This is a genomic window from Pseudomonas lundensis (assembly GCF_015377145.2).
GTDB classification, from domain to species: domain Bacteria; phylum Pseudomonadota; class Gammaproteobacteria; order Pseudomonadales; family Pseudomonadaceae; genus Aquipseudomonas; species Aquipseudomonas lundensis.
Window position 1 is genome coordinate 3,220,944 of the sequence record NZ_CP062158.2, and the last position, 25,202, is coordinate 3,246,145.

At 59.0% G+C, this 25,202-nt stretch carries 28 protein-coding genes; 11 read left to right on the forward strand and 17 right to left on the reverse strand.

All coding sequences use genetic code 11. From position 1 onward, the window contains the following. Nucleotides 1-97: 97 nt before the first annotated feature. Entirely contained in the window at nucleotides 98-1,072 is a 975-nt protein-coding gene (gene cysK / locus IF654_RS15115) for a cysteine synthase A (protein WP_194862271.1), read from the reverse strand. 207 nt (nucleotides 1,073-1,279) lie between these two features. On the opposite strand from cysK, the gene IF654_RS15120 reads away from it, so the two are divergent. Both IF654_RS15120 and IF654_RS15125 read left to right on the forward strand, forming a co-directional pair. Next, the gene (locus IF654_RS15120) at nucleotides 1,280-2,125 is read left to right on the forward strand and encodes an AAA family ATPase (RefSeq protein ID WP_047276083.1); all 846 of its coding nucleotides are present in this window, start codon (nucleotides 1,280-1,282) and stop codon (nucleotides 2,123-2,125) included. Between the two features lie 19 nt (nucleotides 2,126-2,144). After that, the gene (locus IF654_RS15125) at nucleotides 2,145-3,323 is read left to right on the forward strand and encodes a vWA domain-containing protein (protein WP_194862270.1); all 1,179 of its coding nucleotides are present in this window, start codon (nucleotides 2,145-2,147) and stop codon (nucleotides 3,321-3,323) included. A gap of 30 nt (nucleotides 3,324-3,353) precedes the next feature. Here IF654_RS15125 and IF654_RS15130 read toward each other — a convergent pair whose 3' ends face one another. The 6 genes from IF654_RS15130 to IF654_RS15155 form a co-directional block, all read right to left on the reverse strand. Continuing rightward, entirely contained in the window at nucleotides 3,354-4,277 is a 924-nt protein-coding gene (locus tag IF654_RS15130; RefSeq protein WP_094987469.1) for a 5-oxoprolinase subunit C family protein, read from the reverse strand. Beyond that, the gene (locus IF654_RS15135; RefSeq protein ID WP_047276078.1) at nucleotides 4,274-4,978 is read right to left on the reverse strand and encodes a 5-oxoprolinase subunit B family protein; all 705 of its coding nucleotides are present in this window, start codon (nucleotides 4,976-4,978) and stop codon (nucleotides 4,274-4,276) included. Before IF654_RS15135 ends, IF654_RS15130 begins: the two co-directional genes overlap by 4 nt. Next, nucleotides 4,975-5,724 (reverse strand): 5-oxoprolinase subunit PxpA, encoded by a 750-nt coding sequence (locus IF654_RS15140; protein ID WP_047276099.1) that lies wholly within the window; start codon nucleotides 5,722-5,724, stop codon nucleotides 4,975-4,977. The genes IF654_RS15135 and IF654_RS15140 overlap by 4 nt, the downstream gene beginning before the upstream one ends. 182 nt (nucleotides 5,725-5,906) lie before the next feature. After that, complete coding sequence (locus IF654_RS15145) at nucleotides 5,907-6,440, reverse strand: DUF2937 family protein (protein ID WP_047276074.1); 534 nt, start codon at nucleotides 6,438-6,440, stop codon at nucleotides 5,907-5,909. A gap of 12 nt (nucleotides 6,441-6,452) precedes the next feature. Beyond that, nucleotides 6,453-7,229, reverse strand: coding sequence for a class II glutamine amidotransferase (locus tag IF654_RS15150; RefSeq protein ID WP_047276072.1), 777 nt, complete (start codon nucleotides 7,227-7,229; stop codon nucleotides 6,453-6,455). A 35-nt stretch (nucleotides 7,230-7,264) separates the two neighbouring features. Continuing rightward, the gene (locus IF654_RS15155; protein ID WP_047276208.1) at nucleotides 7,265-7,759 is read right to left on the reverse strand and encodes a hypothetical protein; all 495 of its coding nucleotides are present in this window, start codon (nucleotides 7,757-7,759) and stop codon (nucleotides 7,265-7,267) included. Between the two features lie 88 nt (nucleotides 7,760-7,847). Between IF654_RS15155 and IF654_RS15160 the strand changes: the two genes are divergently transcribed. After that, nucleotides 7,848-9,893 (forward strand): S9 family peptidase, encoded by a 2,046-nt coding sequence (locus IF654_RS15160; RefSeq protein ID WP_094987467.1) that lies wholly within the window; start codon nucleotides 7,848-7,850, stop codon nucleotides 9,891-9,893. Nucleotides 9,894-9,937: 44 nt separating this feature from the next. On the opposite strand, the gene IF654_RS15165 is transcribed toward IF654_RS15160, so the two are convergent. Next, nucleotides 9,938-10,234, reverse strand: a complete 297-nt coding sequence (locus tag IF654_RS15165; RefSeq protein ID WP_047276068.1) for a hypothetical protein — start codon at nucleotides 10,232-10,234, stop codon at nucleotides 9,938-9,940. Between the two features lie 82 nt (nucleotides 10,235-10,316). Between IF654_RS15165 and IF654_RS15170 the strand changes: the two genes are divergently transcribed. From IF654_RS15170 to IF654_RS15185, 4 genes are all read left to right on the forward strand, one after another. Next, nucleotides 10,317-11,003: a spermidine synthase gene (locus IF654_RS15170; RefSeq protein ID WP_047276066.1), complete on the forward strand. Its 687-nt coding sequence runs from the start codon at nucleotides 10,317-10,319 to the stop codon at nucleotides 11,001-11,003. A gap of 52 nt (nucleotides 11,004-11,055) precedes the next feature. Next, on the forward strand, nucleotides 11,056-11,430 hold the full coding sequence (locus IF654_RS15175; protein ID WP_047276064.1) for a YajD family HNH nuclease: 375 nt from the start codon (nucleotides 11,056-11,058) through the stop codon (nucleotides 11,428-11,430). A 92-nt stretch (nucleotides 11,431-11,522) separates the two neighbouring features. Beyond that, nucleotides 11,523-11,990 (forward strand): RNA methyltransferase, encoded by a 468-nt coding sequence (locus tag IF654_RS15180; RefSeq protein ID WP_047276062.1) that lies wholly within the window; start codon nucleotides 11,523-11,525, stop codon nucleotides 11,988-11,990. Nucleotides 11,991-12,068: 78 nt separating this feature from the next. Next, nucleotides 12,069-12,404 carry a DUF2892 domain-containing protein gene (locus IF654_RS15185; RefSeq protein ID WP_047276060.1) on the forward strand — a complete coding sequence of 112 codons (336 nt, stop codon included), beginning with the start codon at nucleotides 12,069-12,071 and terminating at the stop codon, nucleotides 12,402-12,404. 59 nt (nucleotides 12,405-12,463) lie between these two features. Here the strand turns inward: IF654_RS15185 and IF654_RS15190 are convergent, their stop codons facing one another. The 8 genes from IF654_RS15190 to IF654_RS15225 all read right to left on the reverse strand — a co-directional run bounded on the left by IF654_RS15190 (nucleotide 12,464) and on the right by IF654_RS15225 (nucleotide 18,728). After that, the gene (locus tag IF654_RS15190) at nucleotides 12,464-13,513 is read right to left on the reverse strand and encodes an AI-2E family transporter (protein ID WP_047276058.1); all 1,050 of its coding nucleotides are present in this window, start codon (nucleotides 13,511-13,513) and stop codon (nucleotides 12,464-12,466) included. 70 nt (nucleotides 13,514-13,583) lie between these two features. Next, nucleotides 13,584-14,402: a DUF4892 domain-containing protein gene (locus tag IF654_RS15195; protein ID WP_194862269.1), complete on the reverse strand. Its 819-nt coding sequence runs from the start codon at nucleotides 14,400-14,402 to the stop codon at nucleotides 13,584-13,586. A 145-nt stretch (nucleotides 14,403-14,547) separates the two neighbouring features. Continuing rightward, nucleotides 14,548-15,402: an alpha/beta hydrolase gene (locus tag IF654_RS15200; RefSeq protein WP_047282810.1), complete on the reverse strand. Its 855-nt coding sequence runs from the start codon at nucleotides 15,400-15,402 to the stop codon at nucleotides 14,548-14,550. Nucleotides 15,403-15,407: 5 nt separating this feature from the next. Continuing rightward, nucleotides 15,408-16,214: an alpha/beta fold hydrolase gene (locus tag IF654_RS15205; protein ID WP_194862268.1), complete on the reverse strand. Its 807-nt coding sequence runs from the start codon at nucleotides 16,212-16,214 to the stop codon at nucleotides 15,408-15,410. 111 nt (nucleotides 16,215-16,325) lie between these two features. Continuing rightward, nucleotides 16,326-16,769: a hotdog fold thioesterase gene (locus IF654_RS15210; RefSeq protein WP_047276111.1), complete on the reverse strand. Its 444-nt coding sequence runs from the start codon at nucleotides 16,767-16,769 to the stop codon at nucleotides 16,326-16,328. A 139-nt stretch (nucleotides 16,770-16,908) separates the two neighbouring features. Then, complete coding sequence (sixA, locus tag IF654_RS15215) at nucleotides 16,909-17,358, reverse strand: phosphohistidine phosphatase SixA (protein ID WP_047276113.1); 450 nt, start codon at nucleotides 17,356-17,358, stop codon at nucleotides 16,909-16,911. Next, the gene (locus IF654_RS15220) at nucleotides 17,355-17,684 is read right to left on the reverse strand and encodes a DUF4389 domain-containing protein (protein WP_047276115.1); all 330 of its coding nucleotides are present in this window, start codon (nucleotides 17,682-17,684) and stop codon (nucleotides 17,355-17,357) included. Before IF654_RS15220 ends, sixA begins: the two co-directional genes overlap by 4 nt. A gap of 18 nt (nucleotides 17,685-17,702) precedes the next feature. Continuing rightward, nucleotides 17,703-18,728 carry an NAD(P)H-dependent glycerol-3-phosphate dehydrogenase gene (locus IF654_RS15225; protein WP_194862267.1) on the reverse strand — a complete coding sequence of 342 codons (1,026 nt, stop codon included), beginning with the start codon at nucleotides 18,726-18,728 and terminating at the stop codon, nucleotides 17,703-17,705. A 260-nt stretch (nucleotides 18,729-18,988) separates the two neighbouring features. Here IF654_RS15225 and IF654_RS15230 point away from each other — a divergent pair, with 260 nt between their 5' ends. From IF654_RS15230 to IF654_RS15245, 4 genes are all read left to right on the forward strand, one after another. Beyond that, a complete protein-coding gene (locus IF654_RS15230) occupies nucleotides 18,989-20,875 on the forward strand; it encodes a response regulator (protein ID WP_194862266.1) in 1,887 nt (628 codons plus the stop codon). Between the two features lie 249 nt (nucleotides 20,876-21,124). Further along, on the forward strand, nucleotides 21,125-21,640 hold the full coding sequence (gene fabA / locus IF654_RS15235) for a 3-hydroxyacyl-[acyl-carrier-protein] dehydratase FabA (RefSeq protein ID WP_047276121.1): 516 nt from the start codon (nucleotides 21,125-21,127) through the stop codon (nucleotides 21,638-21,640). 11 nt (nucleotides 21,641-21,651) lie between these two features. Beyond that, complete coding sequence (fabB, locus tag IF654_RS15240) at nucleotides 21,652-22,872, forward strand: beta-ketoacyl-ACP synthase I (RefSeq protein WP_047276123.1); 1,221 nt, start codon at nucleotides 21,652-21,654, stop codon at nucleotides 22,870-22,872. Between the two features lie 319 nt (nucleotides 22,873-23,191). Further along, nucleotides 23,192-23,974 carry a hypothetical protein gene (locus tag IF654_RS15245; RefSeq protein WP_047280914.1) on the forward strand — a complete coding sequence of 261 codons (783 nt, stop codon included), beginning with the start codon at nucleotides 23,192-23,194 and terminating at the stop codon, nucleotides 23,972-23,974. 125 nt (nucleotides 23,975-24,099) lie between these two features. On the opposite strand, the gene IF654_RS15250 is transcribed toward IF654_RS15245, so the two are convergent. Continuing rightward, entirely contained in the window at nucleotides 24,100-25,107 is a 1,008-nt protein-coding gene (locus IF654_RS15250; RefSeq protein WP_047282813.1) for an amidohydrolase family protein, read from the reverse strand. Nucleotides 25,108-25,202 lie beyond the last annotated feature (95 nt).

Sequence of the window (25,202 nt, forward strand, 5' to 3'; positions counted from 1 at the left end):
CCTGTCGCTGATGCGGGCCGGGACGCGACAGGCGGCGCTTGCGCAGGCGCGGTGAGCCCGGCTGCCTGCGCCGCCCTGGGCCGCGACAATCGTGGCCTTACTGCTCCAGTTCCTGCTCACTGAACATGTCGCTGAACAGAAAGCTCGACAGGTAACGTTCGCCCGAGTCCGGCAGGATCACCACAATCGTCTTGCCTTGCATCTCCGGTTTTTCGGCCAGCCGCACCGCCACTGCCATGGCCGCACCGCAGGAGATGCCGCACAGAATGCCTTCTTCATGCATCAGGCGCAGCGCCATGGCCTTGGACTCATCGTCACTGACCAGCTCAACCTGATCGACAATCGACAGGTCGAGGTTTTTTGGCACAAAACCGGCACCGATGCCCTGGATTTTGTGCGGCGCAGGCTGGATGGCCTGACCGGCCAGCGCTTGGGTGATGACAGGCGAGGTGATGGGTTCAACGGCCACTGACGTCAGCGGCTGACCCAGCGTGTGCTTGATGTACCGTGAAATACCCGTGATGGTGCCGCCCGTGCCCACGCCTGAAACCAGCACATCGACACGCCCTTCGGTGTCGTTCCAGATTTCGGGGCCGGTGTTTTTTTCGTGGATGGCAGGGTTGGCAGGGTTTTCGAATTGTTGCGGCATGAAGTACTGGGCAGGGTCGCTGGCCTGGATTTCAGCGGCCTTGTCGATCGCGCCTTTCATGCCTTTGGCCGGTTCAGTCAGGACCAGCTCGGCGCCCAGTGCCTTGAGCACTTTGCGACGTTCAAGGCTCATGGACGACGGCATGGTCAGCATCAATTTGTAACCGCGTGCAGCGGCCACGAAGGCCAGGCCAATGCCGGTATTGCCCGACGTGGGCTCAATGATGGTCATGCCCTGTTTAAGTACCCCGCGGCTCTCGGCGTCCCAGATCATGTTGGCGCCAATCCGGCATTTAACCGAATACCCCGGATTACGCCCTTCGATCTTGGCCAGAATCGTGACACCACGGGGCCCAATGCGGTTGATCATTACCAGCGGTGTATTACCGATGGAATGAGCGTTATCTGCAAAAATGCGACTCATGACGGGGGTCCCTTATGCACTTTTCGGAAAGGCTCCAAGGGTAGGCTTCGTGTTCGCGTGCGTCCAGTCATGGCGTGACGGCCCGTTCACAGACTGAATGAGGCGTTTGCGTTCACGCCACGCGGGTGCCGCGTTATAGTCGGACATACTTTTTTAGTCGCCCGCCCTGCCCTGTGCAGACCGGGTTCATGGTTTGAGGATGTGCAGATGAAGTTTGAAGGTACCCGCGCCTACGTGGCCACTGATGACCTGAAGCTGGCGGTCAACGCGGCCATTACCCTGGAACGCCCGCTGCTGGTCAAGGGCGAGCCCGGCACCGGCAAGACCATGCTGGCCGAGCAACTGGCCGAGTCTTTCGGCTGCAAGCTGATCACCTGGCATATCAAATCCACGACCAAAGCCCACCAGGGCCTTTATGAATACGATGCGGTCAGTCGTCTGCGCGATTCACAGCTGGGCGTCGATAAAGTCCACGATGTGCGCAATTACCTGAAGAAAGGCAAATTGTGGGAAGCCTTCGAAGCCGAAGAACGGGTGATTCTGCTGATCGACGAAATCGACAAGGCCGACATCGAGTTCCCCAATGACCTGCTGCAAGAACTCGACAAGATGGAGTTCTACGTTTACGAGACCGACGAAACGATCAAGGCCAAGGTGCGCCCGATCATCATCATTACGTCCAATAACGAGAAAGAGCTGCCGGACGCCTTCCTGCGCCGTTGCTTCTTCCACTACATCAGCTTCCCGGACCGCAACACGCTGCAAAAAATTGTCGACGTGCACTTCCCTGACATCAAGAAAGAACTGGTCAGCGAAGCGCTCGACGTGTTCTTCGATGTGCGCAAAGTGCCAGGCCTGAAGAAAAAGCCTTCGACTTCCGAGCTGGTGGACTGGCTCAAGCTGCTGATGGCCGACAACATCGGCGAAGCCGTGTTGCGCGAGCGTGATCCGACCAAGGCCATCCCGCCGCTGGCCGGCGCGCTGGTGAAAAACGAGCAGGACGTGCAATTGCTTGAGCGCCTGGCGTTCATGAGCCGTCGCGGCAATCGTTGATTGACCCGAGGCGATAAGCATGTTGCTGAATCTGTTCAATGAAATGCGCGCAGCCAAGGTGCCGGTTTCGGTGCGTGAGCTGCTGGACCTGATCAATGCGCTCAAACACCGCGTGACCTTCGCCGACATGGACGAATTTTACTTTTTGGCGCGCACCATTCTGGTCAAGGACGAGCGCCACTACGATAAGTTCGATCGCGCCTTCGGCGCTTATTTCAATGGCCTGCAAAACCTCAATGAACACCTTGAAGCCCTGATCCCGGACGAATGGCTGCGCAAGGAGTTCGAGCGCTCGTTGAGCGATGAAGAGCGGGCGCAGATCCAGTCGCTGGGCGGGCTGGACAAACTCATCGAAGCGTTCAAACAGCGCCTGGAAGAGCAAAAGGAACGTCACGCCGGGGGCAACAAGTGGATCGGCACCGGCGGTACCAGCCCGTTCGGTTCCGGCGGCTATCACCCCGAAGGCATTCGCGTCGGGGATGCCGGTGCGCGCCAGGGCAAAGCTGCAAAAGTCTGGGAACAGCGCGAGTACAAAAACCTCGACGATCAGGTCGAACTGGGCACCCGCAACATCAAAGTTGCGCTACGGCGTTTGCGAAAGTTCGCCCGTCAGGGTGCGGCAGATGAACTGGACATCGACGGCACCATCGACCACACCGCACGCGACGCCGGTCTGCTGAATATCCAGATGCGACCGGAGCGGCGCAACACCATCAAGCTGCTGTTGCTGTTCGACATTGGTGGCTCGATGGACGCCCATGTGCAGATCTGCGAAGAACTGTTCTCGGCCTGCAAAACTGAGTTCAAGCACCTGGAGTATTACTACTTCCACAATTTCATTTATGAGTCGGTGTGGAAAAACAACCAGCGGCGGCAGGTTGAACGGATCGCGACCCAGGATGTGCTGCACAAATACGGCGCCGATTACAAGGTGATCTTCATCGGCGACGCGGCCATGGGCCCGTACGAAATCACCCATGCCGGGGGGAGCGTCGAGCACTGGAACGAAGAACCGGGTTACCTGTGGATACAGCGTTTTATGGAGAAATACAAAAAGCTCATCTGGATCAACCCGTACCCCAAAGACACGTGGAACTACACGGCCTCGACGCGCATCGTGCGCGACTTGATTGAAGACCGCATGTACCCGCTGACGCTGGAGGGACTGGAAGAAGGGATGCGCTTTCTGGCGAAATGAACCGCCCCCCCCTCCTCCGAGGGGTGTGGCTCAGACGCTGTTGAGGCGCTGCATCCACTGCACCTGCTGGCGCTGCGCAACCTCCTGGGTTGTGGGGCGCAACGTCACCCGCTGTCCCGGCAGGCACTGGGCCAGCCGGGCCAATGACAGCGGCGTCAATGCACCCAGTCGCGGGTAGCCACCGATGGTTTGCCGGTCATTGAGCAACACGATGGGCTGACCATCCGGCGGCACTTGCACCGCTCCCAGCGCAATCCCTTCGGAAATCATCGGCGGCCCTTGGTACACCAGGGTCGGCCCCAGCAAGCGGATGCCCATGCGGTCAGCGCGGCTGTCGAGTGCCCATGGGCAATTGAAGGCGTCAAACGTGCTTTGCCCGCTGAAATCGCCGATCTGCGCGCCCATGACCACCTCCAGCGACGCCGCGTCGGTGAATGTGGGAATCCAGGCGTGATGCAACTCACGCAGCGCGGGCTGAATGTCACTGAAGCCCAGCTCGGCGCCCTTCGCCAGCGCGTGCCCCTTGCCATCCGGCCCGCCCAATTGCTCGCGTATCACCGTGGCGCAACTGCCCAACACGCGCGGCGCGTCGAAGCCTCCCGGCGCGGCCAGGTAAGCGCGCGCGCCGTTGAGCGGCTGCACGAAATCCAAGGTCTGACCCTGGCGCAGCCTGAAACTGCGCCACGGCTTGAGCGGCTGACCATCCACGGTGGCGGCCAGGTCTGCACCCGCCAGCGCCAATGTGCAATCGCGCTGGGCGGTGACGCTAAAACCGCCCAAGGTGATTTCAATCACCGGCGCCTGCAGCCCATTGCCCAACAGCCAGTTGGCCCATGTCATCGACTGCCAGTCGGCAGCGCCGCCCTGCGTCACGCCCAAGTGCCGGACACCAAAACGTCCGGCGTCCTGCAACTGGCACAACGGGGTGCTGGCCTGAATCAACAATCGGCTCATGCCAAGGCCTCCTGCGGGGTGTCGTCACCGCCCAGGCGGATGAATTCGCTATGACTGATCGGCTCAAACTGCACGCGATCGCCGGGTTGCAACAGGCTGTAGCCGTCCCGCTCCCGGTCAAACAGCATGACCGGCGTGCGCCCGATGAGGTTCCAGCCGCCGGGTGACTGGGCCGGATAGGCCGCCGTCTGGCGTTCGGCAATCCCGACACTGCCCGCCGCCACCCGTTTGCGCGGGGTGTCGAGGCGTGGAGCTGCCAACACCTCGTCCACCAGCCCCATAAAGGCAAAACCGGGGGCGAAACCCAATGCGAACACCTGATACGGACGCGCGCTGTGACGACGAATCACTTCGCCCTGCGACTCGCCCGTGCGCCGGGCCAGCAATGCCAGCTCAGGCCCCACGCTCAGGTCGTACCACACCGGCAGCACATGGCATTGGCCGTGGTCCCCGGTAGCGGGCTGCAGGTCTGTCAGTGCCTGATGAATCAATTCGCGCGCCTGTGCCGGGCTGAGCGCCAGCCCGTCGTAGTGAATCATCAGCGTGGTGTAGGACGGCACCACATCAATCAAAAAACCCGCAAACCCGCTGCGCACACGCTCTGTGGCGGCCAGCATCCACGGCATGTTGTGTTCGGCAATCTCATCGAACAACCGCAGCATCAAGCAGTCGACGGCCGCCACTTCGATACGCGGCTTCATGCCCGTTGCCCGTTCAGGGCTGAACGAATGCGCTGCACGGCCGCCACCGAACTGGCGTTGTCGCCATGCACGCACAGCGTGTGGGCGTGCAGGTGCAATGAGCTGCCATCAATGGCTGTCAGTGGCTGGCCCGCTGCAAGGGTCAGCGCCTGCTGCACGATGGCTGCAGGGTCGTGGTGCACCGCGCCCGGTAATTGGCGCGACACCAGATGCCCGGCCGCGTCATAGGCGCGATCGGCAAATGCTTCAAACCACAGGGTCACGCCACACGCATCGCCGATGGCTTGCGCGGCACTGTTATCACGGGTCGCCATCAGCATCAGCGGCAGGCTCGCATCGTAGGCCGCCACGGCGCGCACCACCGCGCGCAACTGCTCGGGATTGGCCATCATGTCGTTGTAGAGCGCACCGTGGGGTTTGACGTAGCTGACCCGCGTGCCCTGGGCGCGGCAGATGCCATCCAGGGCGCCGATCTGGTAATGCAGCAGGTCTTGCAGCGCCTGGGCGGTATAGGCCATGGAGCGGCGGCCGAACCCTGCCAGATCCTGATACGCCGGATGGGCACCGATCTGGACGTCATGCTCCAGCGCCAGCGCCACGGTTTTGCGCATGATCTGCGGATCACCGGCATGAAAGCCGCACGCGATGTTGGCGCAATCAATAAAGGGCATCACCTCGGCATCCAGGCCCATGGTCCAGCTGCCAAAACTTTCACCCATGTCGCAGTTCAATAACAGGCGGCTCACGATGATGCTCCTGTGGTTTTTATCGTTAGAAGTAGGACATTTTTCGACAGCCGTACGTCGTTCGTCCAACTAATAAAAGCCGGGCACAGGGATAAGAAAAGTTGATTGCGGTGAAGTTGCCACGTTTAAACCGTTGCCGATCGGCGCGCAGGGCGCAGAACGGCGTGCGCAGCGACTACAGATCAGTAGCTGCGCTCACGGCGTGCAATGCGTTCGCGTTGACGCTTGCCGCCCAGGACGACCCAGTCGATGAGCCGCAAAAAGCCCTCGATCACGAAGGAAAACAGCAACGCGCCGGCCATAGCCCAGCCAATGGCGCTGGGCGACAGCAACACTTGATACGTGTAGGCGTCGTAGGTTTCCTGACGGATGGCCGGGTCTGCCGCGTACGCCACGTGCAGGGCGCGCAGGTACCACGGCCCTTGCATGGCCTGGAACTGGTTGTCCAGCAGGCGCTGACGGGTCAACAAGGTGCCCAGACTTGAGGCATCGCTGCGAAATACCGGGTCGTCACTGGCCTGGTAGTGCGCCACCAGTGCGTGCAGGTCGCCGTTGAAAAACTGGTTGGCAGTGTTTTGAAACCCGGCCAAACCGGTTTGCGCTTCGATCAGGTGAGCTTCCACGCGCTTGGCGTAGTCATTGATAAAACCCGGCACTTGCACGCCGACCAACAGGCCCAGGGTGAACAACACCAACCGCAGGTAACTCAGGAACATGCTCGCCCATCCTTATTCGGTTGTGCCCTGGCTGACGCATTCGCCGCGTCGCCACAAGCCCCACTGGCCAGGCGCATAGCGCGTCCAGGTTTCGTTTTCAGTCAACGGCTCGGTGGCAATCACAGTGACCACGTCATTGGGGGTGGTTTCTGCCTGAAAATCCACGATCACGTCGACATCTTTGAGCCGCGCCGGGCCAAAGGGCGCTCGACGGGTGATATGCACCAGTTTGGTCGAGCAGTAGCAAAACAACCAGTCGCCATCACTGAGCAGGCAGTTGAAGACGCCTTTGCCGCGATATTCGGCACAGGCGGCCACCAGCACCGGAATGAGGGTTTGGACGTCCACCGGTTCGGGGAAGGCTTCGCGCACCCGGTTGAGCACGTCGCAAAACGCTGCTTCGCTATCGGTGTCACCGATCGGCCGATAGAAGCTGGTGCGCGGGTTGAAATCGGCCAGTTGGCCGTTGTGGGCGAAACACCAATTACGGCCCCACAATTCGCGCACAAACGGGTGGGTATTGGACAGACACACTTTGCCGACATTGGCCTGGCGGATATGACCAATCACCACTTCGCTTTTGATCGGGTAGCGCTGCACCAGCAAGGCGACTTCAGAGTCGCAACTGGCGGCCGGGTCCTGAAACAGGCGCAGGCCGCGCCCTTCGTAGAACGCAATCCCCCAGCCATCACGGTGCGGGCCGGTGCGCCCGCCACGCTGCATCAGGCCGGTGAAGCTGAACACAATATCGGTCGGCACGTTGGCGCTCATGCCCAGTAATTCACACACGCTCGCACTCTCGCATTCAGGCTCGACGGAAAAAGTTACAACCTGGGTTCTACCCGGGTTGAACCGCTGACCCGCGGTGCTACCGGACGGCCGTAACGGTCGTCACCGGCATTGCCGAAGGGTTGATCGTCTTCAGGATCGCTCTGGCGGGCCTGCTCGGCCGCCGCCGCTTGCGCACGCCGGGCCTTGCTCGCGCGCTCAATGGGCCAGCGGATCAGCACAAACAGCCCATACAGGCAAAACGCAATGATGGCGTACATCAACAGGTCGGACACGGCCCGCCAGGCGTTGTTGCCCACTTTGAACGCCAGATCAAGGGCGGTGATGGCAATCGCAGGGGCGAACTTTTCCTTGACCGGGTCAATGATGGTCGGGCTGAACAACAGCACGGCCATCAGTACCCGCAGCGGTTCACGCAGCCAGCGCCACATGAAGCGGGTCAGGCGGCACCACACGAGCAGGCAGCCCAAAGCGGCAAAGGCGTAAAGGCCCCAAGCGATCAGATAGTCGTTCTCGGTCATGGTATCCATGGTCGGCAGGCAATGAGGCGCTATGATAACGGCTTTTAGCCAGTGCGGCTGCACGGCTTCTTTTCATTCAGGTTTCCGAGAGCAGTTAATGACCGAATCTACCTACGCAAATAGCGCTCCAGTCGCACACACCATAGAGGGTTCAGACCCCTATGCGTGGTTACAAAATCGCGACAGCAAAGAGGTTTTGGACTACCTGAAAGCGGAAAACCAGTATCAGGAAGCCCAGTTGGCCGACGAGGCGGAGCGACGTGAAGCGTTGTTTGAAGAGATCAAGGGCCGCATCCGCGAGACTGATCTGTCCTTGCCGTCGCCTTGGGGCCCTTATCTGTACTACACCCGCACCCAGGCGGGGGAAGAATACGCCCGCCATTTCCGCTGCCCGCGCCCGGCTGACAATAGCCAGCAGGTAGACGAAGAAGCCGAACATGTGTTGCTGGACCCGAACGCGCTGGCCAACGGCGGGTTTATCTCCCTGGGTGCGTTCAGTATCAGCCCGGATCATCAACGGCTGGCTTACAGCCTCGACACCAGTGGCGAAGAAACCTACCGCCTGTTCGTCAAAGAGCTGACCAGCGGGACCGTGACTGAGCTGCCGTTCGAGGCGTGCGATGGCAGCATGACGTGGGCCAATGACAGCCAGACGCTGTTTTTCGCAACGCTGGACGACACTCACCGTCCCCACAAGCTGCTGCGCCACACGCTCGGAGAAACCGCCGCGCACGAGGTGTTCCATGAGCCGGACGGGCGTTTTTTCCTGCATTGCTACCGCTCCAGTTCCGAGCGCCAGCTCATCCTGTTGCTCAACAGCAAAACCACCAGTGAAAGTTGGGTGCTGGATGCCGATCAACCGGCCAGCCCCTTCCACTGCCTTGCGCCCCGGGTTGAAGGCCACGATTACAGTGTCGATCACGGACTGTATGAGGGTGAGTGGAGCTGGTTTATCCGCACCAATCAGGACGGGATCAACTTTGCGCTGTACCACGCCAAGGGCGAAACACCGACCCGCGATGACTGGACGCTGCTGATTGCCCACGACGACGCGGTCATGCTCGAAGGCCTGACCCTCAATGCCCATGCACTGTGTTTAAGCCTTCGCGAAGGTGGACTGCCGATCATTGAGATCCGTCCGAGCGGTTTAACGCCTTATCGGGTGCAATTACCAGACGCCGCCTACAGCCTTTATGTGCAAGACAGTCTTGAGTTCGAAAGTCCGTATATCCGTTTGCGCTATGAGGCGTTGAATCGTCCGGCACAAGTACGTCAACTGACACTGAGCACCGGCGAGCAAAGCGTGCTCAAGGAAACCCCGGTCCTGGGGCCGTTCAATGCCGACGATTACGTCAGTCAGCGCCTGTGGGCCACGGCCCCTGATGGCACCCGGGTGCCGATCAGCCTGGTGGTCAAGCGCAGCGCCCTGGGCCAGCCGACGCCGCTGTATATGTATGGTTACGGCGCCTATGGTGAAAGCCTTGACCCGTGGTTCTCCCATGCGCGCCTGAGCCTGCTCGATCGGGGCGTGGCGTTTGCCATCGCTCACGTGCGCGGCGGCGGTGAGTTGGGCGAAGCCTGGTACCGGGCGGGCAAACAGGAACACAAGCACAACACGTTCAGCGACTTCATCGCCTGCGCAGAACATGTGATCGCTCAAGGGCTGACAACGGCCGGGCAACTGGTCATCAGTGGCGGCAGCGCGGGCGGCCTGTTGATCGGCGCGGTGCTCAATCAGCGGCCTGAGCTATTCAAGGCGGCCATCGCCGAAGTGCCTTTTGTGGACGTGCTCAACACCATGCTCGACCCGGACCTGCCCCTGACCGTCACCGAATATGACGAATGGGGCAACCCGCAGGAACCCGACGTCTATGAGCGGATCAAGGCCTACGCGCCCTATGAAAACGTGCGCGCACAGGCTTACCCGGCGATGCTGGTCATTGCCGGATACAACGACAGCCGCGTGCAGTACTGGGAGGCCGCCAAATGGGTCGCTAAATTGCGCGCCAGCAAAACCGACGACAATCTGTTACTGCTCAAGACAGAGCTGGACGCTGGCCACGGCGGGATGAGCGGACGCTATCAAGCGTTGCGCGATGTAGCGCTGGAATACGCGTTTGTGTTCAAGGTGCTGGGCCTCTAACCGAGGGCCTGGGCCTGGGCCTGAACCCGGTGCCGCTGCCCGGCTCAATCAGCAGCAGGCTTGATCTTCAGGTCTTTGCGGTCGAGCCCCGGCAAGGGTTGGTCTTTGGGCGGCGGCTGGGGCAAGTCGATGGGGGGCAGCGGGAGCAGGCTGCCGCTGCCTGCCACGGGCTTGGGCACCGGCCGCGGCGTCATCTGCGGATAAGGCGTGGGCGTGGCTGTACCGGGCGAACCGGGTTCGGGGGTTGCAGGCATCACGGGCACAGGGCTCAATGCCCCCGCTTGCGCTGCACTTATCGAGAGCACCGCCCCTGCAATGGCCGTTAGAATAGTGCGTTTCATCAGTCACTCCGTTGCCAGACCGGCTTGTCTGCCCTCAGGCTACTCGTAACCTGCGGTTTTTGTCCTCTTCTATGAGATACCCATGAAACGTTTTGTTCTGCTCGACACCACTCCGATCCCCGATAACGGCGGCGCCCTGTGCCTGTTTGAGTATGGCGAGGACTTCGTGATCAAGATCCAGGGTGGCGACGGCGGCCAATTGATGAACACCCGCATGCACGGTTCGGAAGATGCACTGGCTGAAATCCCCTGCCGCAAGGTCGCCGGACGTGCCCAGTCGCGTGTGTTGATCGGTGGTTTGGGCATGGGGTTCACCCTGGCGTCGGCCCTCAAGCATTTGGGCAAAACCGCCGAAGTGGTCGTGGCCGAACTGGTGCCGGGGGTTGTTGAATGGAATCGCGGCCCGTTAGGCGAAAAGGCCGGCAACCCGTTGCAGGACCCGCGCACGGTGATCCGCCTGGAAGACGTGGCCAAGGTGCTGCAAGCCGAACCCAAAGGGTTTGACGCCATCATGCTGGATGTCGACAACGGCCCCGAAGGCCTGACTCAAAAAGCCAACAGCTGGTTGTACTCGGCCGGAGGCTTGAGTGCCTGTGCCAACGCCTTGCGCCCCAAAGGCGTGCTGGCCGTCTGGTCTGCCAGCGCGGACAAACAGTTTTCCGACAAACTGCGCAAGGCCGGTTTCAAGGCCGAGGAAGTGCAAGTCTTCGCCCACGGCAACAAAGGCACGCGGCATACCATCTGGATTGCTGAAAAAATCAAAGGCTGATCAACAGCTAAACTTAACGACCTGACCGTCATTCGTCTTCAAAGGTGAACCCATGAGCTCGGCCAACCCTCCCTCCCATACCGCAAAGCTGGATCGCATCCTGGCCGATGCCCAGCGTGACCGTGAAATGGGCTACCGCGACAAAGCGCTGAAAATGTACCCGCATGTCTGCGGCCGCTGCGCCCGTGAGTTCTCGGGCAAACGCCTGAGCGAGCTGACGGTCCATCACCGCGATCATAACCACGACAACAACCCGCAAGACGGTTCCAACTGGGAACTGTTGTGCCTGTATTGCCATGACAACGAACATTCGCGTTACACCGACCAGCAATACTTTTCGGACAGCTCGACCAGCAGTCCGAAAGTGGCCAAAGCCACCCACAACCCGTTCGCTGCTTTGGCCGGGTTGATGAAAAAAGACGACTAGTCGCGCGCTGCCGACGCCGCGGCCTGGACTGCGGCGCCGGATCAGCGTGAACAGGCGTATACTCGCGTCTTTTTTCTGAAGGGCTCGGGCACGTGGCGAACAAACGGTACAGCTGCATTGGTTTGTATAACCCCAAATCACCGGAAAACGTCGGCTCGGTGATGCGTGCGGCTGGTTGCTATAACGTGGCGTCCGTGTTCTACACCGGCAAACGCTATGAGCGCGCCCGGGACTTCGTGACCGACACCAAAAAGGTGCATCAGGACATTCCGCTGATCGGCATTGATGACCTGAAAAAGATCCTGCCGCTGGGCTGCATTCCCGTGGCAGTGGAGTTGGTAGAGGGCGCTCGGTCCTTGCCCGAGTACACCCATCCGGATCGCGCACTGTATGTCTTCGGGCCTGAAGACGGCTCGCTGGACAAAGAGATTCTGGACTGGTGCGAGGATGTGATTTACATCCCGACCAACGGCTGCATGAACCTCGCCGCCACCGTCAACGTGGTGCTTTACGACCGTTTGGCCAAGGGTAACAACACCCGATCCGGGCCTAAATTCTGACCCTCAGGCGCCTTCCAGGGGAACAACCCGCCTGCGCTGACAGTCAGCTCTGTATCCACCAACCCTTGGAGACAGAGCATGAGCAACAGAAATCCTGTAGAGCGCATTGAATCCCCCGCATACCCGGACGTGCCTTACCAAAACGTTGAAGGCTGGGAGCGTGTGGGCTCTTTGGCGGGCGGCGTGGTGATGCTCGGCAAGGGCATTCGCCGGGGCGGGTTTATCGGCCTGATCCAGGTGGGCATCGGTGCCATGGCGCTCAAACGCGGTATTACCGGCCACAGCTCAACCAAGCGTCTGCTTGAGAAGAGCCGCCAGCAACTGCACAGCGTGCGCTCAGACATCGAGCGCGCTGGCGATGAGTTGCTGCGCATGAAGGACGAAGTGGAAGGAAAGATCGTCAAGAGCGTCTGACCGACGCGTGAGGCTGCGATGCTACGCAGCCTCACGCCGCTGGTCCTTGCGTGCGCGGGTTAGCCCTGGGTTTTGTTTTGCTGGCTGGCGCTCCAGTCCACCAGCAGGCTATAGGCCAGCGCCAGCAAGGTCGGGCCGATGAACAAACCGATAAACCCGAACGCCATCAAGCCGCCGAACACGCCAAGCAGCACGATCACCAAGGGCAAGTTGCCGCCCCTGCTGATGAGGTAGGGCTTGAGCACGTTGTCCACACCGCTGATGATCAGCGTGCCCCATATGCCCAGGAAAATCGCCATCCCGTAATCGCCTTTCCAGGCCAGCCACGCCGTGGCCGGAATCCAGATCAGCGGCGGCCCCATCGGGATCAGGCTGAGCAGGAACGTTGCAAGGCACAGCACCAGCGCGCCGGGCACGCCCGCAATCAGAAAGCCGATGAGTGCCAGTAACGCTTGAGCGGCCGCCGTGCCGATCACCCCGTTGACCACTCGCTGAATGGTGCCCGCCACCAACTCTTGGTAGTAAGACGCGCGCTCACCGATCAGGCGTTCAAGCAAACGGTGCACAAAGGTCGCCAGCCGCGGGCCGTCCCGATAGAAAAAGAACACAAAGACAATACTCAGGGTCAGCTCCAGAATCCCGCCGCCGATCTGCGCACTGCGGGCCAGCAACCAGTTACCCACCTGCCCCAAATACGGCTTCACCGCGATGATCATCGCCGCGCCCTGCTCGTCGATGGTGTCCCAGATGCCCACCAGCCGCTCTCCGACCAGCGGAATGCCTGCCAGCCAGGTCGGGGCCTCGGGCAACCCTTCTAATTGCACATCCTTCACGAAGGTGGTGGCGTCGCGCACGTGATCGGCCAGATTAAAGCCCAGCCACACCAGCGGCCCGGCCACCAGCAACATCCACCCCAAGGTCAAAATGCCAGCTGCCAGCGATTCGCGCCCATTGAGCCAGCGGGTCAGTAAGCGCATCAGCGGCCAACTGGCAAAAGCCAGTACGGCGCCCCAGAACAGAGCCGACCAGAAAGGTGCCATGACCCACAAACTGGCACCGAACAACACCAGCAGCAGGATTTGCACCAGCAGGCGATCGTTATTGAGCATGTGTATTCCACAGAAATTCGAAAACAAAAAAGACGACGGCTACGCCAAGTGTAGCCGTCGTGGGTAGCGCTTAGCGCAGCAGCTCGATATGCAGCCCCGGCGCCGGGTTGTCGCTCAGTTCAAGACGCGAGGCGCGCACGCCGCTCTTGATCAGGGCCTCTCGCCAGGCAGCTGCATTGACGCCGCTCAAGCTGAGGCGTGCGGTGGTATCAAGTTTTAAAGCACGGCTAATGAGCTCAAGCCAGGGCGCGTCGGGCGCTTGTGTCAGGGTCGGGAAATCCAGCGCATAGGTGGTTTTCAGTTGACGCTGCAACGTAGCAGGCGTGGGCAACAAGGTCCCGAGATCGGTCGTGGCCACCAGTTGTTCTACATGCAGATACCCTTTGCGACTGCCGCGGTTGATGGCATACAGCGCCACCAATCGATTGCGTTCAGGGGCTGCCATTCGGAGCAACAGGTAGGATTGTTGTTCATCGGAGCCCACCAGCTTGGCGTTGCCTAACACCTCATTGGCCCAGAGGCTGCTTTCGCCGCAGTCACGCGCCTGGCACCAGAACAATAATTCGGCATCCTTGGCTTGCAGCGCCTCGCGCGCCGCCGTGAAGGCTTCGGTGGCCGAATGGCCGGCCGGCAGCTCATAGGTTATTGCGGTGGTCTCGCCCCGTGCATCCACTTGCCCGTCGAAGCGCAGGCGCCCGCTTATTTTACGAATCGGTCCCATCGGGTAGATGCGCTCGGCATCCGGCTTAACGGTGTAATCGACAATGTGTGCGTCAGCCAGCCGGGGCACGTCCTGCAAGTCCTGGCTGCCTGGCACATCGGCTGCCCACAACAACGGGCTCAGGCAACTCAAACCCAGTACGCCGATCAAACGATTGGTCAATTTCATCGGCACGCGTCACCCGCAGGTGACGGGTGACTCAGCCTGCTCACGATAGAGACCGGATGGCCTTTCAGGGTCGCAGCGGTGTAGAGATCTATCATGGTTGTCTCCCATTTCAACCCGCCAAGCCTCGGCAGTTGGCCGCCGCAAGTCAAGGAGCAGCGAAGAACCTATTGAAACAGTCTGCAACAAGGATTGCCCCGGCTTCGTCATTGACATGTAAATGATGGCCACCGGGTAACCGTTCCAGGCTGAAGGGTAGTCTATCCAGCCGCTCGGGATGGGTAGCAAGCATGCCGGCTTCGGCCACGATCAGGGTGGCCGGACAATTGACGCGCCGGACGAAGGACATAGCTTGCTCGTCCGTCAGGCGCAGGGGCGAAGGGAGTGTCAGGCGGCTGTCGCTGCGCCAGCTGTATCCGCCCGGCACCGGCATCAGCCCGCGTTGAGCCAATAACTCGGCAGCTTCGCGGCTGACCGCGACCATGCCTTTCATGCGCGCTTCGACGCCGCGCTCGAGGGTTGTGTGCACGGACTTGCGTTTGTGGTTCAACTGAAGCTGGGCATGTAGCGCCTGCCCCATGCGCTCAGCCGTGTCGTGCTGAGTGCCGGTGTGCGGCATCACGCCATCAATGAGCGCCAGATGCGTGACACGCTCCGGGCACGAACCGGCCACCACCACCGAAATGATAGCCCCCAAAGAGTGGCCCAGCAGCGCAAAACGCTCCCAGCCCAGTTGTTCGGCCACGCTCAATACATCAAATGCATACTCCCACAAGGAGTAACTGGCGCCCGGCGGCCTGTGCGCAGAGTGGCCGTGACCTGCCAGATCCAGCGCCACAATGCGTAACCCGTGCAGCTTGGGCGCCAGCCGCGCAAAACTGTTGGCGTTATCCAGCCAGCCGTGCAGCGCGATCACGGGAATACCGTCTTCGGGCCCAAACACATGGGCTGCCAGTTCGATATGGGGCAGGCTCAGACGAATTTCTTCCACCACGGGGGGCATACGGTTCACTCTTCAACGCCGGAATCACGCGATTCCCAACGGGTAAAAATCGCCCTGAGCAGGCGGGCGGTATCGTCCGGCTGTTCCAGTGGAAACATATGCCCACCCGGCACGCTCAACGCTTCACCGAACGGCAAGCGGGCCACGGCATTGGCATGGTGGCGCATCACGACGCGGCTGTCACGTCCACGCACCACGGTCAATGGCACCTGCAATTGCTTGACCAGACCGGGACTGGTGTGGGGCACGCTGCGGTAGATATTGATTTCCGTGGCCGGGTCGAAACTCAGGCGAAAACGGTCATCCATCGCACGCAATCCATGCTCCAGATACGCGTCGAAACAGTCAGGATCGAAGCTGCGAAACAGTGATTTTCCGGCGAAGTACTCGCGCGCCGCTTCGCGATCGGCAAACTCTTCACGACGGCCCAACGTGCGCCCGGCCGGGGTCAGTCGATCAATCAGGCCGAAGCGTTTAGCAGCACGAATCACCCACTGGTCGGTGCGCGTCAGGACAGGAGAATCGAGCATGACCACGCCTTTGTAGAGCTGGGGACACCGGATGGCCGCATGCAGGTGCAACATCCCGCCCAGTGAGTGGCCAACGCCCAGCACCGGGCCGTCCTGCTGCTGCAGGTGGTAAATGAGTTCGTCGACCAGGTTGCGCCAGTTGTTGTCGACCGGGAAACGCGGGTCATGCCCGTGCTGAGGCAAATGCGCCACGTGGTAATCGGGCGCAAGTGCGGCAAACAGCTTTGCATAGGTGCCCGAAGGGAAGCCGTTGGCATGGGCGAAAAAAATCTGCCGGGACATATGAAGGCATCCACATATGGGAATTCGCCTTATTGTCTGTAGGAATTTTACTTGCCGCAATGACCGTATGCGCCATGAAGGACGCCACTACGGCCATTGCCCTTTAAATGCTCAACGCGCGGGCGGTGTTTCGCCGAGCGGCACAACGGCGATGGTCAGACGCGAAATGCAGGTGAGTTTGCCCGTGTCATCGGTCAAGCGGATGTCCCAGACATGGGTGGTACGGCCCCTGTGCACAGGCCGTGCTACGGCGCTCACGCGCCCGCTGCGTACTCCGCGCAGGTGGTTGGCATTGACCTCAATACCTACGCAATAAAATTGCTTCTGATCGATGCACATATAGCTGGCCATCGACCCGAGGGTTTCCGCCAGCACCACCGATGCACCGCCGTGTAACAGCCCGAATGGCTGATGGGTGCGGTGGTCAACCACCATGCTCGCGGTGATGGAGTTGTCATCAAACGCATCAAAGGTGATGTCCAGCACCTCACAAATGGTGTTTTTGCGCATTGCATTGAGGTACGCCAGATCTGGCAGGGATGTCCACATGCTCATTGTTCAGTCCTTGGTGGGTGAGTCGGCTATCGTCTTGCCACAAAACACACCGACGGCACAACCATGCATGCCTTCGCAGGCAGCGCCGGGCAACGAGCAAAGGCACCCGAAAATCCCCTCCAGGCGCAGTTTTTCGCGTTTAAGGGTGCCACACCCGCAGCAAGCGCAGGCTGCCGGCCAGTGGCCACTCACCTTCGAGTTCTGCCAGGCTGGCGGTTTGCATGGGTTGAGGCTGCCGGCAATGACCATGCTGCAACAGACTGATCAGTTCACCCACGAACGGTTGATGGCTGACCAACAGCACATTGCCGCTGTCCGGAAGTTGCTTGACGGCAAACAGGGGATCACTCTCCGGGGTCAGCCACGGTACGGTTTTCAGGGCAGAGCCGAACCCCAGTGCATCGCGCACAAGGGCGGCCGTCTGCTGAGCCCGGACATACGGGCTCACCAAGATGCAATCAAGCGGTTGCCCCATCAAGTGCGCAGCGCTACGGAGCACTTGCTGCCGCCCATGCTCGGTGAGATTACGATCGGCATCGCGACGGGCATGCGGCTCGGCTTCTCCATGGCGCAATATCCATAACTTCATGGCTGTTTGGTCTGCGCCGCAGGCTCGGCATAGGGCGCCTCACCTTCTGGGGCACGGGGAGCGGGCCAGTCAGCAAAAGGCCAGGGTTTTTGCTCGGTGTGAAAACTACCGAAGCGACCGATTTGTGCCAGGTACAGGCTCAAACTGTCGCCGACATTCATCAGGCCGCCGTTGGGCGCGCCGTACACCAGCCGGTAAATCAGCTGCACCAGCACCAGACCGCCGAGCAGCAACTGGGCGATTTGCCAGACCAGCAGAAAAACCAGCATCCACAGCACGCGCAACACTAGGGATTCGTACTGGGGGGCATTCGGGTTGTCATTCATGGGTTGCTCCTGTCGGGTTCAGTTGAAACCACTGGTGGAAATAAAATCGACGTCAGTCTTGGGCTCGCCCCGCATCAGCACTTCAATCACCTGATTGAGCGTACGCCCTTCAAAGAGGATCGCGTGCAAACCGGCCACCAGCGGCATGTAAACATTCAGTTCCTGCGCCTTGGCCTTGAGCACCTTGAGGGTATTGACGCCTTCAGCCACTTCGCCAAGACGCGAGACGGCCTCTTCCAGGCTCAGACCTTCACCTAGGGCGAACCCCACCTGATAGTTACGGCTCTTGGGGGAAGAACAGGTCACGATCAAATCGCCTACCCCGGCCAATCCCAGGAAGGTCATCGGGTTGGCACCTTGACTGACAGCAAATCGCGTCATTTCAGCCAAAGCACGGGTAATCAACATACTTTTAGTGTTTTCGCCCATGCCCAGCGCAACCGCCATGCCGGCAATGATTGCATAGACGTTTTTAAGCGCCCCGCCCAGCTCGACGCCGAAGCGGTCGGCACTGGCATACACACGAAATGTGCGGCCATGCAAAACCGCTTGAACCTGCGTGCACAGGGCTTCATCAGCACTGGCAACGACCGTGGCCGTCAGCGCATGTTCTGCGACTTCACGCGCCAGATTAGGCCCAGACAACACGCCAATCCGCGCTTGCGGGGCGATCTCTTCAAGAATTTCGCTCATCAGTTTGAAGCTGTGGGCTTCAATGCCTTTGGTCAGGCTGACGAGCATTTTGCCGCTCAAGCGCTCGGCATGCGCTGATAGCACGGTCCGCAATGCGCTGGAAGGCAAAGCGACGAAACATAAATCACACGTCTCAAGGGTGGCTTGCAAGTCCGTGACCGGATCAACGCCTGGATGAATCTTGATGCCTTTAAGGTAACGAGGGTTTTCACGGTTAAGTCGAATCGCCTCGGCTTGCACCGGGTCGCGCATCCATTGACGCACCGGGTGACCGTTTTCTGCCAGCAGGTTGGCCACCGCGGTGCCAAAGCTCCCGCCTCCCAAGACCGCAATCGCGCGCTGTTCAGTCATAGCAATCCTGTCATCCATCTAGCCGTGGCAATGGCGGCATTATACGGAGCACATCCGCTGGGGCCAGCCCCCCTCACGCAGCGCCCTTGTGCGGCTGTTCCCTCAGAAAATGCATGGTTTTGACTGGAAAACTGATTCAGCTCGGTTAACATGCCGCCCATCATCCACACTCGAGGCAGCCTGGCTGCGCACCTGCATGACTGACTGCACGTCACGGCTGATCTCGGCACCCTGGCGCTGGCTCACGGAACCTCTCACTCATGGCTGACCGACGCCGCTGGGATATTCACGCCCGTACCCAAATGATGAGCCTGGGCCCTGCTTTGCTGTTGACCCTGATGCTCATCAGCTTTTTTACCTTTGTGCGCCTGCAGGATCTGCGTCAAGAGCTCAACCACACAGGCCAGTTGATTGCTAACCAACTGGCCCCAGCCACGGAATTCGGGGTGATTTCCGGCAACACGCACGTGCTCGAAACCCTGATGCAAGCCTCGTTGAACACCCCTCACGTGCAATTCGTGCAGGTTCAGGACCGCGCCAACCAGGTGCTGGTGCATGCGCAGCAGCCTTTGGCCGATAAGGGTCGCACCCGGGATGTAGAGGTGTTTGAGGCGCCCGTGCGGGTTCAAAGCATTTCAGGAAGACCCGACAACGATCCCATGACGCCTGCCACCGAGGATTACCTGGGGCGGGTGCTGGTGGGCATGTCCAGTGATGCCTTCAATGAGCGCCAGCAGGACATCCTGTTGAAAGCCATGATCCTTGCGCTGTTTGCATTGGGCTTTACCTACTTGCTGGCGCGGCGCCTGGCGTCCAACCTGTCCCAGCCGATCAGCGACATGAGCGATGCGGTGAAGGCGATTCAACAGGGGCACTTCAACACGCCTTTACCGGTGGTTGACGATGGTGAACTGGGCAGCCTGGCCCGCCACATTAACAACCTGGCGCACGGCCTGGCCCAAGCCAGCCGCGAACAACAGACCGCGATCGCTCAGTTGATCCAGACCCGCGAGGAAGCAGAGCGTGCCAACAGCGCAAAAACCGACTTTCTGGCCATGATGAGTCATGAGTTGCGCACGCCGATGAACGGTGTTCTGGGGATGCTTCAATTGCTTGAAACCACCCACATGACGGACGAACAGGCTGAGTACGCCGCACTGGCCTCGGAGTCCACGGAACACTTGCTCAAGGTCATCAACGACATCCTCGATTTCTCCAGAATCGAGCGTTCCACCCTGGAGCTGGAGCAGATTCCGTTCAATCTTGCCGAGCTGGTGGGCAATTGCGCGCAGGCGTTTCAGCACAGTGCCGTACAGCGTGGTCTGAAACTGAACTTGAGCATGGCCCAGGGCCTGCAGGATTTACAGGTTTTGGGCGACCCTACGCGGATTCGTCAGATACTGGTCAACCTGATCGGCAACGCACTGAAGTTCACCGAGCAGGGTCAAGTCAGTATCGAGCCAACCTGGCAACCGCTGGACCATGAGCTGATCTGGTTCACTTGCACGGTACGCGACAGCGGGATCGGGATCAGCGCAGATAAGCTGGAGTCGATGTTCAAAGCCTTCCAGCAGGCCGACAGTTCGATTTCACGACGTTACGGTGGCACCGGGCTTGGCTTGCCCATCGCCCGCACCCTGGCTGAACGCATGGGCGGTCGCTTGCTTGCGCAAAGCGAAGAAGCTCAAGGCTCGGTCTTCACTCTGGAAATCCCCCTTGAACTGCACCAGAGCATTGCCATTAACCCAAGGCCGGCGATGGCTGCGGACAACGCGTGCATCAAAGGACGCAAGATTCTGCTGGTGGAAGATAACCCGGTCAATCAGACCGTTATCGACGCCATGCTCAGCAGCCTGGGGTATGAAGTGAGCATGGTCAGTGACGGCGCACAGGCCATCCACCGGGCCAACACCGAGGCGTTTACAGCCATCCTGATGGATTGCAGGCTGCCGATCATTGACGGTTATGAGGCGACCCGGCAGATCCGCCAATTGTCGGGTTGCACGGACGTGCCCATCATTGCGCTGACCGCCAACGCCTTGCAGGGCGACCGCGAGGCGTGCCTGCAAGCCGGAATGAACGATTACTTGGCCAAGCCGTTCAAACGCACTGATCTGGAGCAAATACTGCGGCGCTGGGTCCAGTAACTTATGGCTATTAGCCTACCTGCGACTGGCGTAAAACCTAAAAGTGCGGCAGTCTTAGGCACCCGATTGGGGCCCTTGACCGGCCTGAATTACAATTTCAGTGAACAAGTGTACATTTGTGCCCTTGGCGCTGTGACTTTCACTACTACGCAATAGTCTATGTGTAGGCTGGCGAACTGAGACGGGTATGTTTCAGTTGGTCGGGAAGTTTTGCCCCACCTTGCCGCATGGGATTATTGAGGAGCTCGCATGACCAAACAAAACGCCTTTACTCGGGAAGATCTGCTGCGCTGTAGCCGCGGCGAACTGTTCGGCCCAGGTAACGCGCAACTGCCCGCCCCTAACATGCTGATGGTGGATCGCATCACCCATATCAGTGAAGAGGGTGGCAAGTACGGCAAAGGTGAATTGGTCGCCGAGCTGGATATCACCCCTGACCTGTGGTTCTTCGCCTGTCACTTTGAAGGTGACCCGGTGATGCCAGGTTGCCTGGGCCTCGACGCCATGTGGCAGCTGGTGGGTTTCTACCTCGGCTGGCAAGGTCTGCCGGGCCGCGGTCGTGCCTTGGGTTCAGGCGAAGTGAAGTTCTTCGGCCAGGTCCTGCCGACCGCACAGAAAGTCACTTACAACATCCATATCAAGCGCGTCCTCAAGGGCAAGCTGAACCTGGCCATTGCCGATGGTTCGGTGGCCGTTGACGGTCGCGAAATCTACACCGCCGAAGGCCTTCGCGTCGGCGTTTTCACTTCAACTGACAACTTCTAAGGGTTATCCGCATGCGCCGCGTCGTTATCACTGGTCTGGGCATCGTTTCGTGCCTGGGCAATGACAAAGAGACCGTCTCCGCTAACCTGCGTGCAAGTCGCCCTGGCATCCGATTCAACCCGGAATATGCCGAAATGGGTCTGCGTAGCCAGGTTTCCGGCTCCATTGACCTGAACCTCGAAGAATTGATCGATCGCAAGATTTATCGTTTCGTCGGCCACGCAGCTGCTTACGCTTACTTGGCCATGAAAGACGCCATCACTGATTCGGGCCTGACCGAGGAGCAAGTCTCCAACCCGCGTACCGGCCTGATTGCCGGTTCGGGCGGCGCGTCGACCCTGAACCAGATGGAAGCGCTGGACATCCTGCGCGAAAAAGGCGTTAAACGTGTTGGCCCATACCGTGTAACGCGGACCATGAGCAGCACCGTTTCGGCTTGCCTGGCCACACCGTTCAAGATCAAGGGCCTGAACTACTCCATCGCTTCTGCCTGCGCCACCAGTGCTCACTGCATCGGTACCGCCATGGAACAGATTCAGATGGGCAAGCAGGACATCGTATTCGCCGGCGGCGGTGAAGAAGAGCACTGGAGCCAATCGTTCCTGTTCGACGCCATGGGCGCCCTCTCCAGCCAATACAACGACACACCGGAAAAAGCCTCCCGTGCCTACGATGCCAAGCGTGACGGTTTCGTCATTGCCGGTGGTGGCGGCATGGTGGTGGTTGAGGAGCTGGAGCACGCTCTGGCCCGCGGCGCCAAAATCTACGCCGAGATCGTCGGTTACGGTGCAACATCCGACGGTTACGACATGGTTGCCCCAAGCGGTGAAGGCGCCATTCGTTGCATGCAGATGGCAATGTCTACCGTTGACGCCCCAATCGACTACATCAACACCCACGGCACCTCGACCCCGGTCGGCGACATTGCCGAGATGAAAGGTGTGCGTGAAGTGTTCGGTGAAAATGCGCCCGCCATCAGCTCCACCAAGAGCCTGTCGGGTCACTCCCTGGGCGCCGCAGGCGTTCACGAAGCGATCTATTGCATGCTGATGATGGAAGGCAACTTCATTGCTGGCTCGGCCAACATTGAAGAACTGGACCCGGCGGTCGCCGACATGCCGATCCTGACCAAAACCCGTGAAGATGCAAAAATCGACACGGTGATGAGCAACAGCTTCGGTTTCGGCGGCACCAATGCCACGCTGGTTCTCAAGCGTTGGGCGGGCAAATAAGCCAACCTCTTGCCTCATAAAAAAGCCCTGACCTGTCAGGGCTTTTTTGTGGGTGCCACTTACGTTCAGAAACGCTCTTACGCAACCGGGTATTCCTGTCCCTTTAAATTATTTACCCACGCTTAATGCCCTCATACCCCGTTGATTATTAACAACCTCCAACACCGTAATGACGCGCCATTTACAAGAAGTAAAAACAGCGTTCACGGCATATCGAAACATTTAAAAACACCCCCTTTGATACAACTCGCCACTTGTCGACTACGTTTATTTAAACAACCAAAACACACCTTAATACTTACGCGCACAAGGAAGAGCGATGAAATCCATCATGCTTAATATGAAACAGAAGGCGTTACCCCTGGCGATGAGCGGGGTAAAAAACAAACTTGTTATTCTTCTGGAAACAACAGGCGAAAAGGAGCGCTACGGGGCAAAACTTGAAGCCATCATGACCCCTAGCAGTAACAGTAACGTTAACGGCATCTTTATGTACAACGCTCAATATGGTTATCAAGCGCACCCTAATGGTCGCGACGGGCACTGGTTCTACGTACCCTCTTTCAACTCAGAGCACTGGAAATCCGAGATTCTTGTCTATGTAACTTGCGGTCATTTACCCACTGACGGTAGTGTCGTCGAGGTCGGTACCTTCACGTATTACAGCCCGGAAGGCGTACGGGGTGTCTCGACCCCATTGCGGGTAAGAGCGCCTTTTGACCCCAGAGTCAAAATGAACTTGAAACAAGAACTGCTCGCCAGTTGGGAAGATAACTTAAGTGGCAAGCGCGTCTACAGCCACAGGATCAGCCTTGATTTGCCTGATAAGAATGTCAGCCACTGGAGCGTTTCTTTTAAAGTCGGGAAAGGAACACTCGTTTTCAACAAGCCCTGGACCGCCTACACCCACGACGAACTTACAGGGGTCATCGAACTCACGTGGTCAGCCCCTAAAAACGCTACACACACTGAAAAAAGAGAGGTCGATTTCCAGTTACTGTCCACGTCTAAACACTACGAGCCCGCGCTGGAGAACCTGGCCAACCTTGAGGGTCATTACGTGATGAAAGGAAGTCCATTGGCCGGCGACTGTCAGGATTAAGACTGTACTGTTACGCCTATCAGCAAGTGCGCGCCAACATCTGTAGATGAACTGACGCGCATATTTAGGCGTGCTTATCACGCCTATTTAAACAGTGTCGCGCTGCTGGAGTCACTGAGAGAGAATCAACTTCTATTCTTGGGCAAGATGGCTAAAAAGTTTTCTTTGGCAACCTTATGAGCTACCTCCACTGGCAGCGCGTTTAAAAAGGGATCAAAGCTGTGCATTTCCTGCCCCAACTTGTCGAACCGCCCTACCACATCTGACCCCAGCATAAAGCGTTCTGGGAAGCGCTTAACGAGTGCCACCCACTCAGCCCTCGGCTTGCCTTGCTCATCCAGCAGATAAGGCGTGAGCATACTCCAGGACAGGTCGATATAAAGATTGGGATAAGTGGCCAGCAAACGGGTCAGCGTCGGTAATAAAAACTCCATCTGTGTTTGATGCCGATGAATCTCGGCGCTGGTACCGGCGTGCGCCCAAATAAAGCGCGTGTCAGGGTGTTGACCCAACGGCTCTTCGATTTCTGCCAGGTATAACGGATTTTTTTCACGCTTTGACGTGATATTCGAATGCACCAGCACCGGCAGGTCATGCTCGGCCGCCAAGGTGTAAATACGCATCATCGCCTCATTGTTGGCTCGTGGCGTATCCCCGGAAATAAGTGCCGTCAGATCGTCGTGACGGGTGAAGACCTCGCCAATGCCTTGCCACAGCCCCGGATTGAGGTCGAGCATGCGCTGAATGTGCGCGGCGGAGTTCTTGTCGTTCGGATTAAACCCCGACAGAAACGGATGAAAATGCCGACGCTGCTCAGCGCTAAGCTGCTTGACCGCTTGCGCCACCCACACATCGGTTGCGCTGTACCAATAGGCGTCAGCGTCGTCACCCGCGTAGTAACGAGGGCGCTTGGGTTCGTCTTCATGCCACTTTTTGGCCACTGGAATGCCTGAAATCATCACGTGTTGGATGCGATTTTTCTCCATTGCTTGCAGCAACTCAGGCATACCGGCGGTTTCCTGGAAAAAATCCACGTAATGCAAATGCGCGTCGCTGTAAGCATATTCGCGTGCCTGCACCGTGGCACAGACCGCCAACACCCCCAAAGCCAAAAACACTGATGTGAATCTCAATGCGTCATCCTCATGTAGTGATACGAGTAGACCCGATCAGAACCTCCGGGGTTCATGCCACGGTTTTAAATGGAACGCACAATCCCCCAGATGCT

Bases quoted from the DNA above. Each gene is read 5' to 3' on its own strand.
- cysK (WP_194862271.1), bottom strand. From the start codon at position 1,072: ATGAGTCGCATTTTTGCAGATAACGCTCATTCCATCGGTAATACACCG.
- IF654_RS15120 (WP_047276083.1), top strand. From the start codon at position 1,280: ATGAAGTTTGAAGGTACCCGCGCCTACGTGGCCACTGATGACCTGAAG.
- IF654_RS15125 (WP_194862270.1), top strand. From the start codon at position 2,145: ATGTTGCTGAATCTGTTCAATGAAATGCGCGCAGCCAAGGTGCCGGTT.
- IF654_RS15130 (WP_094987469.1), bottom strand. From the start codon at position 4,277: ATGAGCCGATTGTTGATTCAGGCCAGCACCCCGTTGTGCCAGTTGCAG.
- IF654_RS15135 (WP_047276078.1), bottom strand. From the start codon at position 4,978: ATGAAGCCGCGTATCGAAGTGGCGGCCGTCGACTGCTTGATGCTGCGG.
- IF654_RS15145 (WP_047276074.1), bottom strand. From the start codon at position 6,440: ATGTTCCTGAGTTACCTGCGGTTGGTGTTGTTCACCCTGGGCCTGTTG.
- IF654_RS15155 (WP_047276208.1), bottom strand. From the start codon at position 7,759: ATGGATACCATGACCGAGAACGACTATCTGATCGCTTGGGGCCTTTAC.
- IF654_RS15160 (WP_094987467.1), top strand. From the start codon at position 7,848: ATGACCGAATCTACCTACGCAAATAGCGCTCCAGTCGCACACACCATA.
- IF654_RS15165 (WP_047276068.1), bottom strand. From the start codon at position 10,234: ATGAAACGCACTATTCTAACGGCCATTGCAGGGGCGGTGCTCTCGATA.
- IF654_RS15170 (WP_047276066.1), top strand. From the start codon at position 10,317: ATGAAACGTTTTGTTCTGCTCGACACCACTCCGATCCCCGATAACGGC.
- IF654_RS15175 (WP_047276064.1), top strand. From the start codon at position 11,056: ATGAGCTCGGCCAACCCTCCCTCCCATACCGCAAAGCTGGATCGCATC.
- IF654_RS15185 (WP_047276060.1), top strand. From the start codon at position 12,069: ATGAGCAACAGAAATCCTGTAGAGCGCATTGAATCCCCCGCATACCCG.
- IF654_RS15190 (WP_047276058.1), bottom strand. From the start codon at position 13,513: ATGCTCAATAACGATCGCCTGCTGGTGCAAATCCTGCTGCTGGTGTTG.
- IF654_RS15195 (WP_194862269.1), bottom strand. From the start codon at position 14,402: ATGAAATTGACCAATCGTTTGATCGGCGTACTGGGTTTGAGTTGCCTG.
- IF654_RS15200 (WP_047282810.1), bottom strand. From the start codon at position 15,402: ATGCCCCCCGTGGTGGAAGAAATTCGTCTGAGCCTGCCCCATATCGAA.
- IF654_RS15205 (WP_194862268.1), bottom strand. From the start codon at position 16,214: ATGTCCCGGCAGATTTTTTTCGCCCATGCCAACGGCTTCCCTTCGGGC.
- IF654_RS15210 (WP_047276111.1), bottom strand. From the start codon at position 16,769: ATGAGCATGTGGACATCCCTGCCAGATCTGGCGTACCTCAATGCAATG.
- sixA (WP_047276113.1), bottom strand. From the start codon at position 17,358: ATGAAGTTATGGATATTGCGCCATGGAGAAGCCGAGCCGCATGCCCGT.
- IF654_RS15220 (WP_047276115.1), bottom strand. From the start codon at position 17,684: ATGAATGACAACCCGAATGCCCCCCAGTACGAATCCCTAGTGTTGCGC.
- IF654_RS15225 (WP_194862267.1), bottom strand. From the start codon at position 18,728: ATGACTGAACAGCGCGCGATTGCGGTCTTGGGAGGCGGGAGCTTTGGC.
- IF654_RS15230 (WP_194862266.1), top strand. From the start codon at position 18,989: ATGGCTGACCGACGCCGCTGGGATATTCACGCCCGTACCCAAATGATG.
- fabA (WP_047276121.1), top strand. From the start codon at position 21,125: ATGACCAAACAAAACGCCTTTACTCGGGAAGATCTGCTGCGCTGTAGC.
- fabB (WP_047276123.1), top strand. From the start codon at position 21,652: ATGCGCCGCGTCGTTATCACTGGTCTGGGCATCGTTTCGTGCCTGGGC.
- IF654_RS15245 (WP_047280914.1), top strand. From the start codon at position 23,192: ATGAAATCCATCATGCTTAATATGAAACAGAAGGCGTTACCCCTGGCG.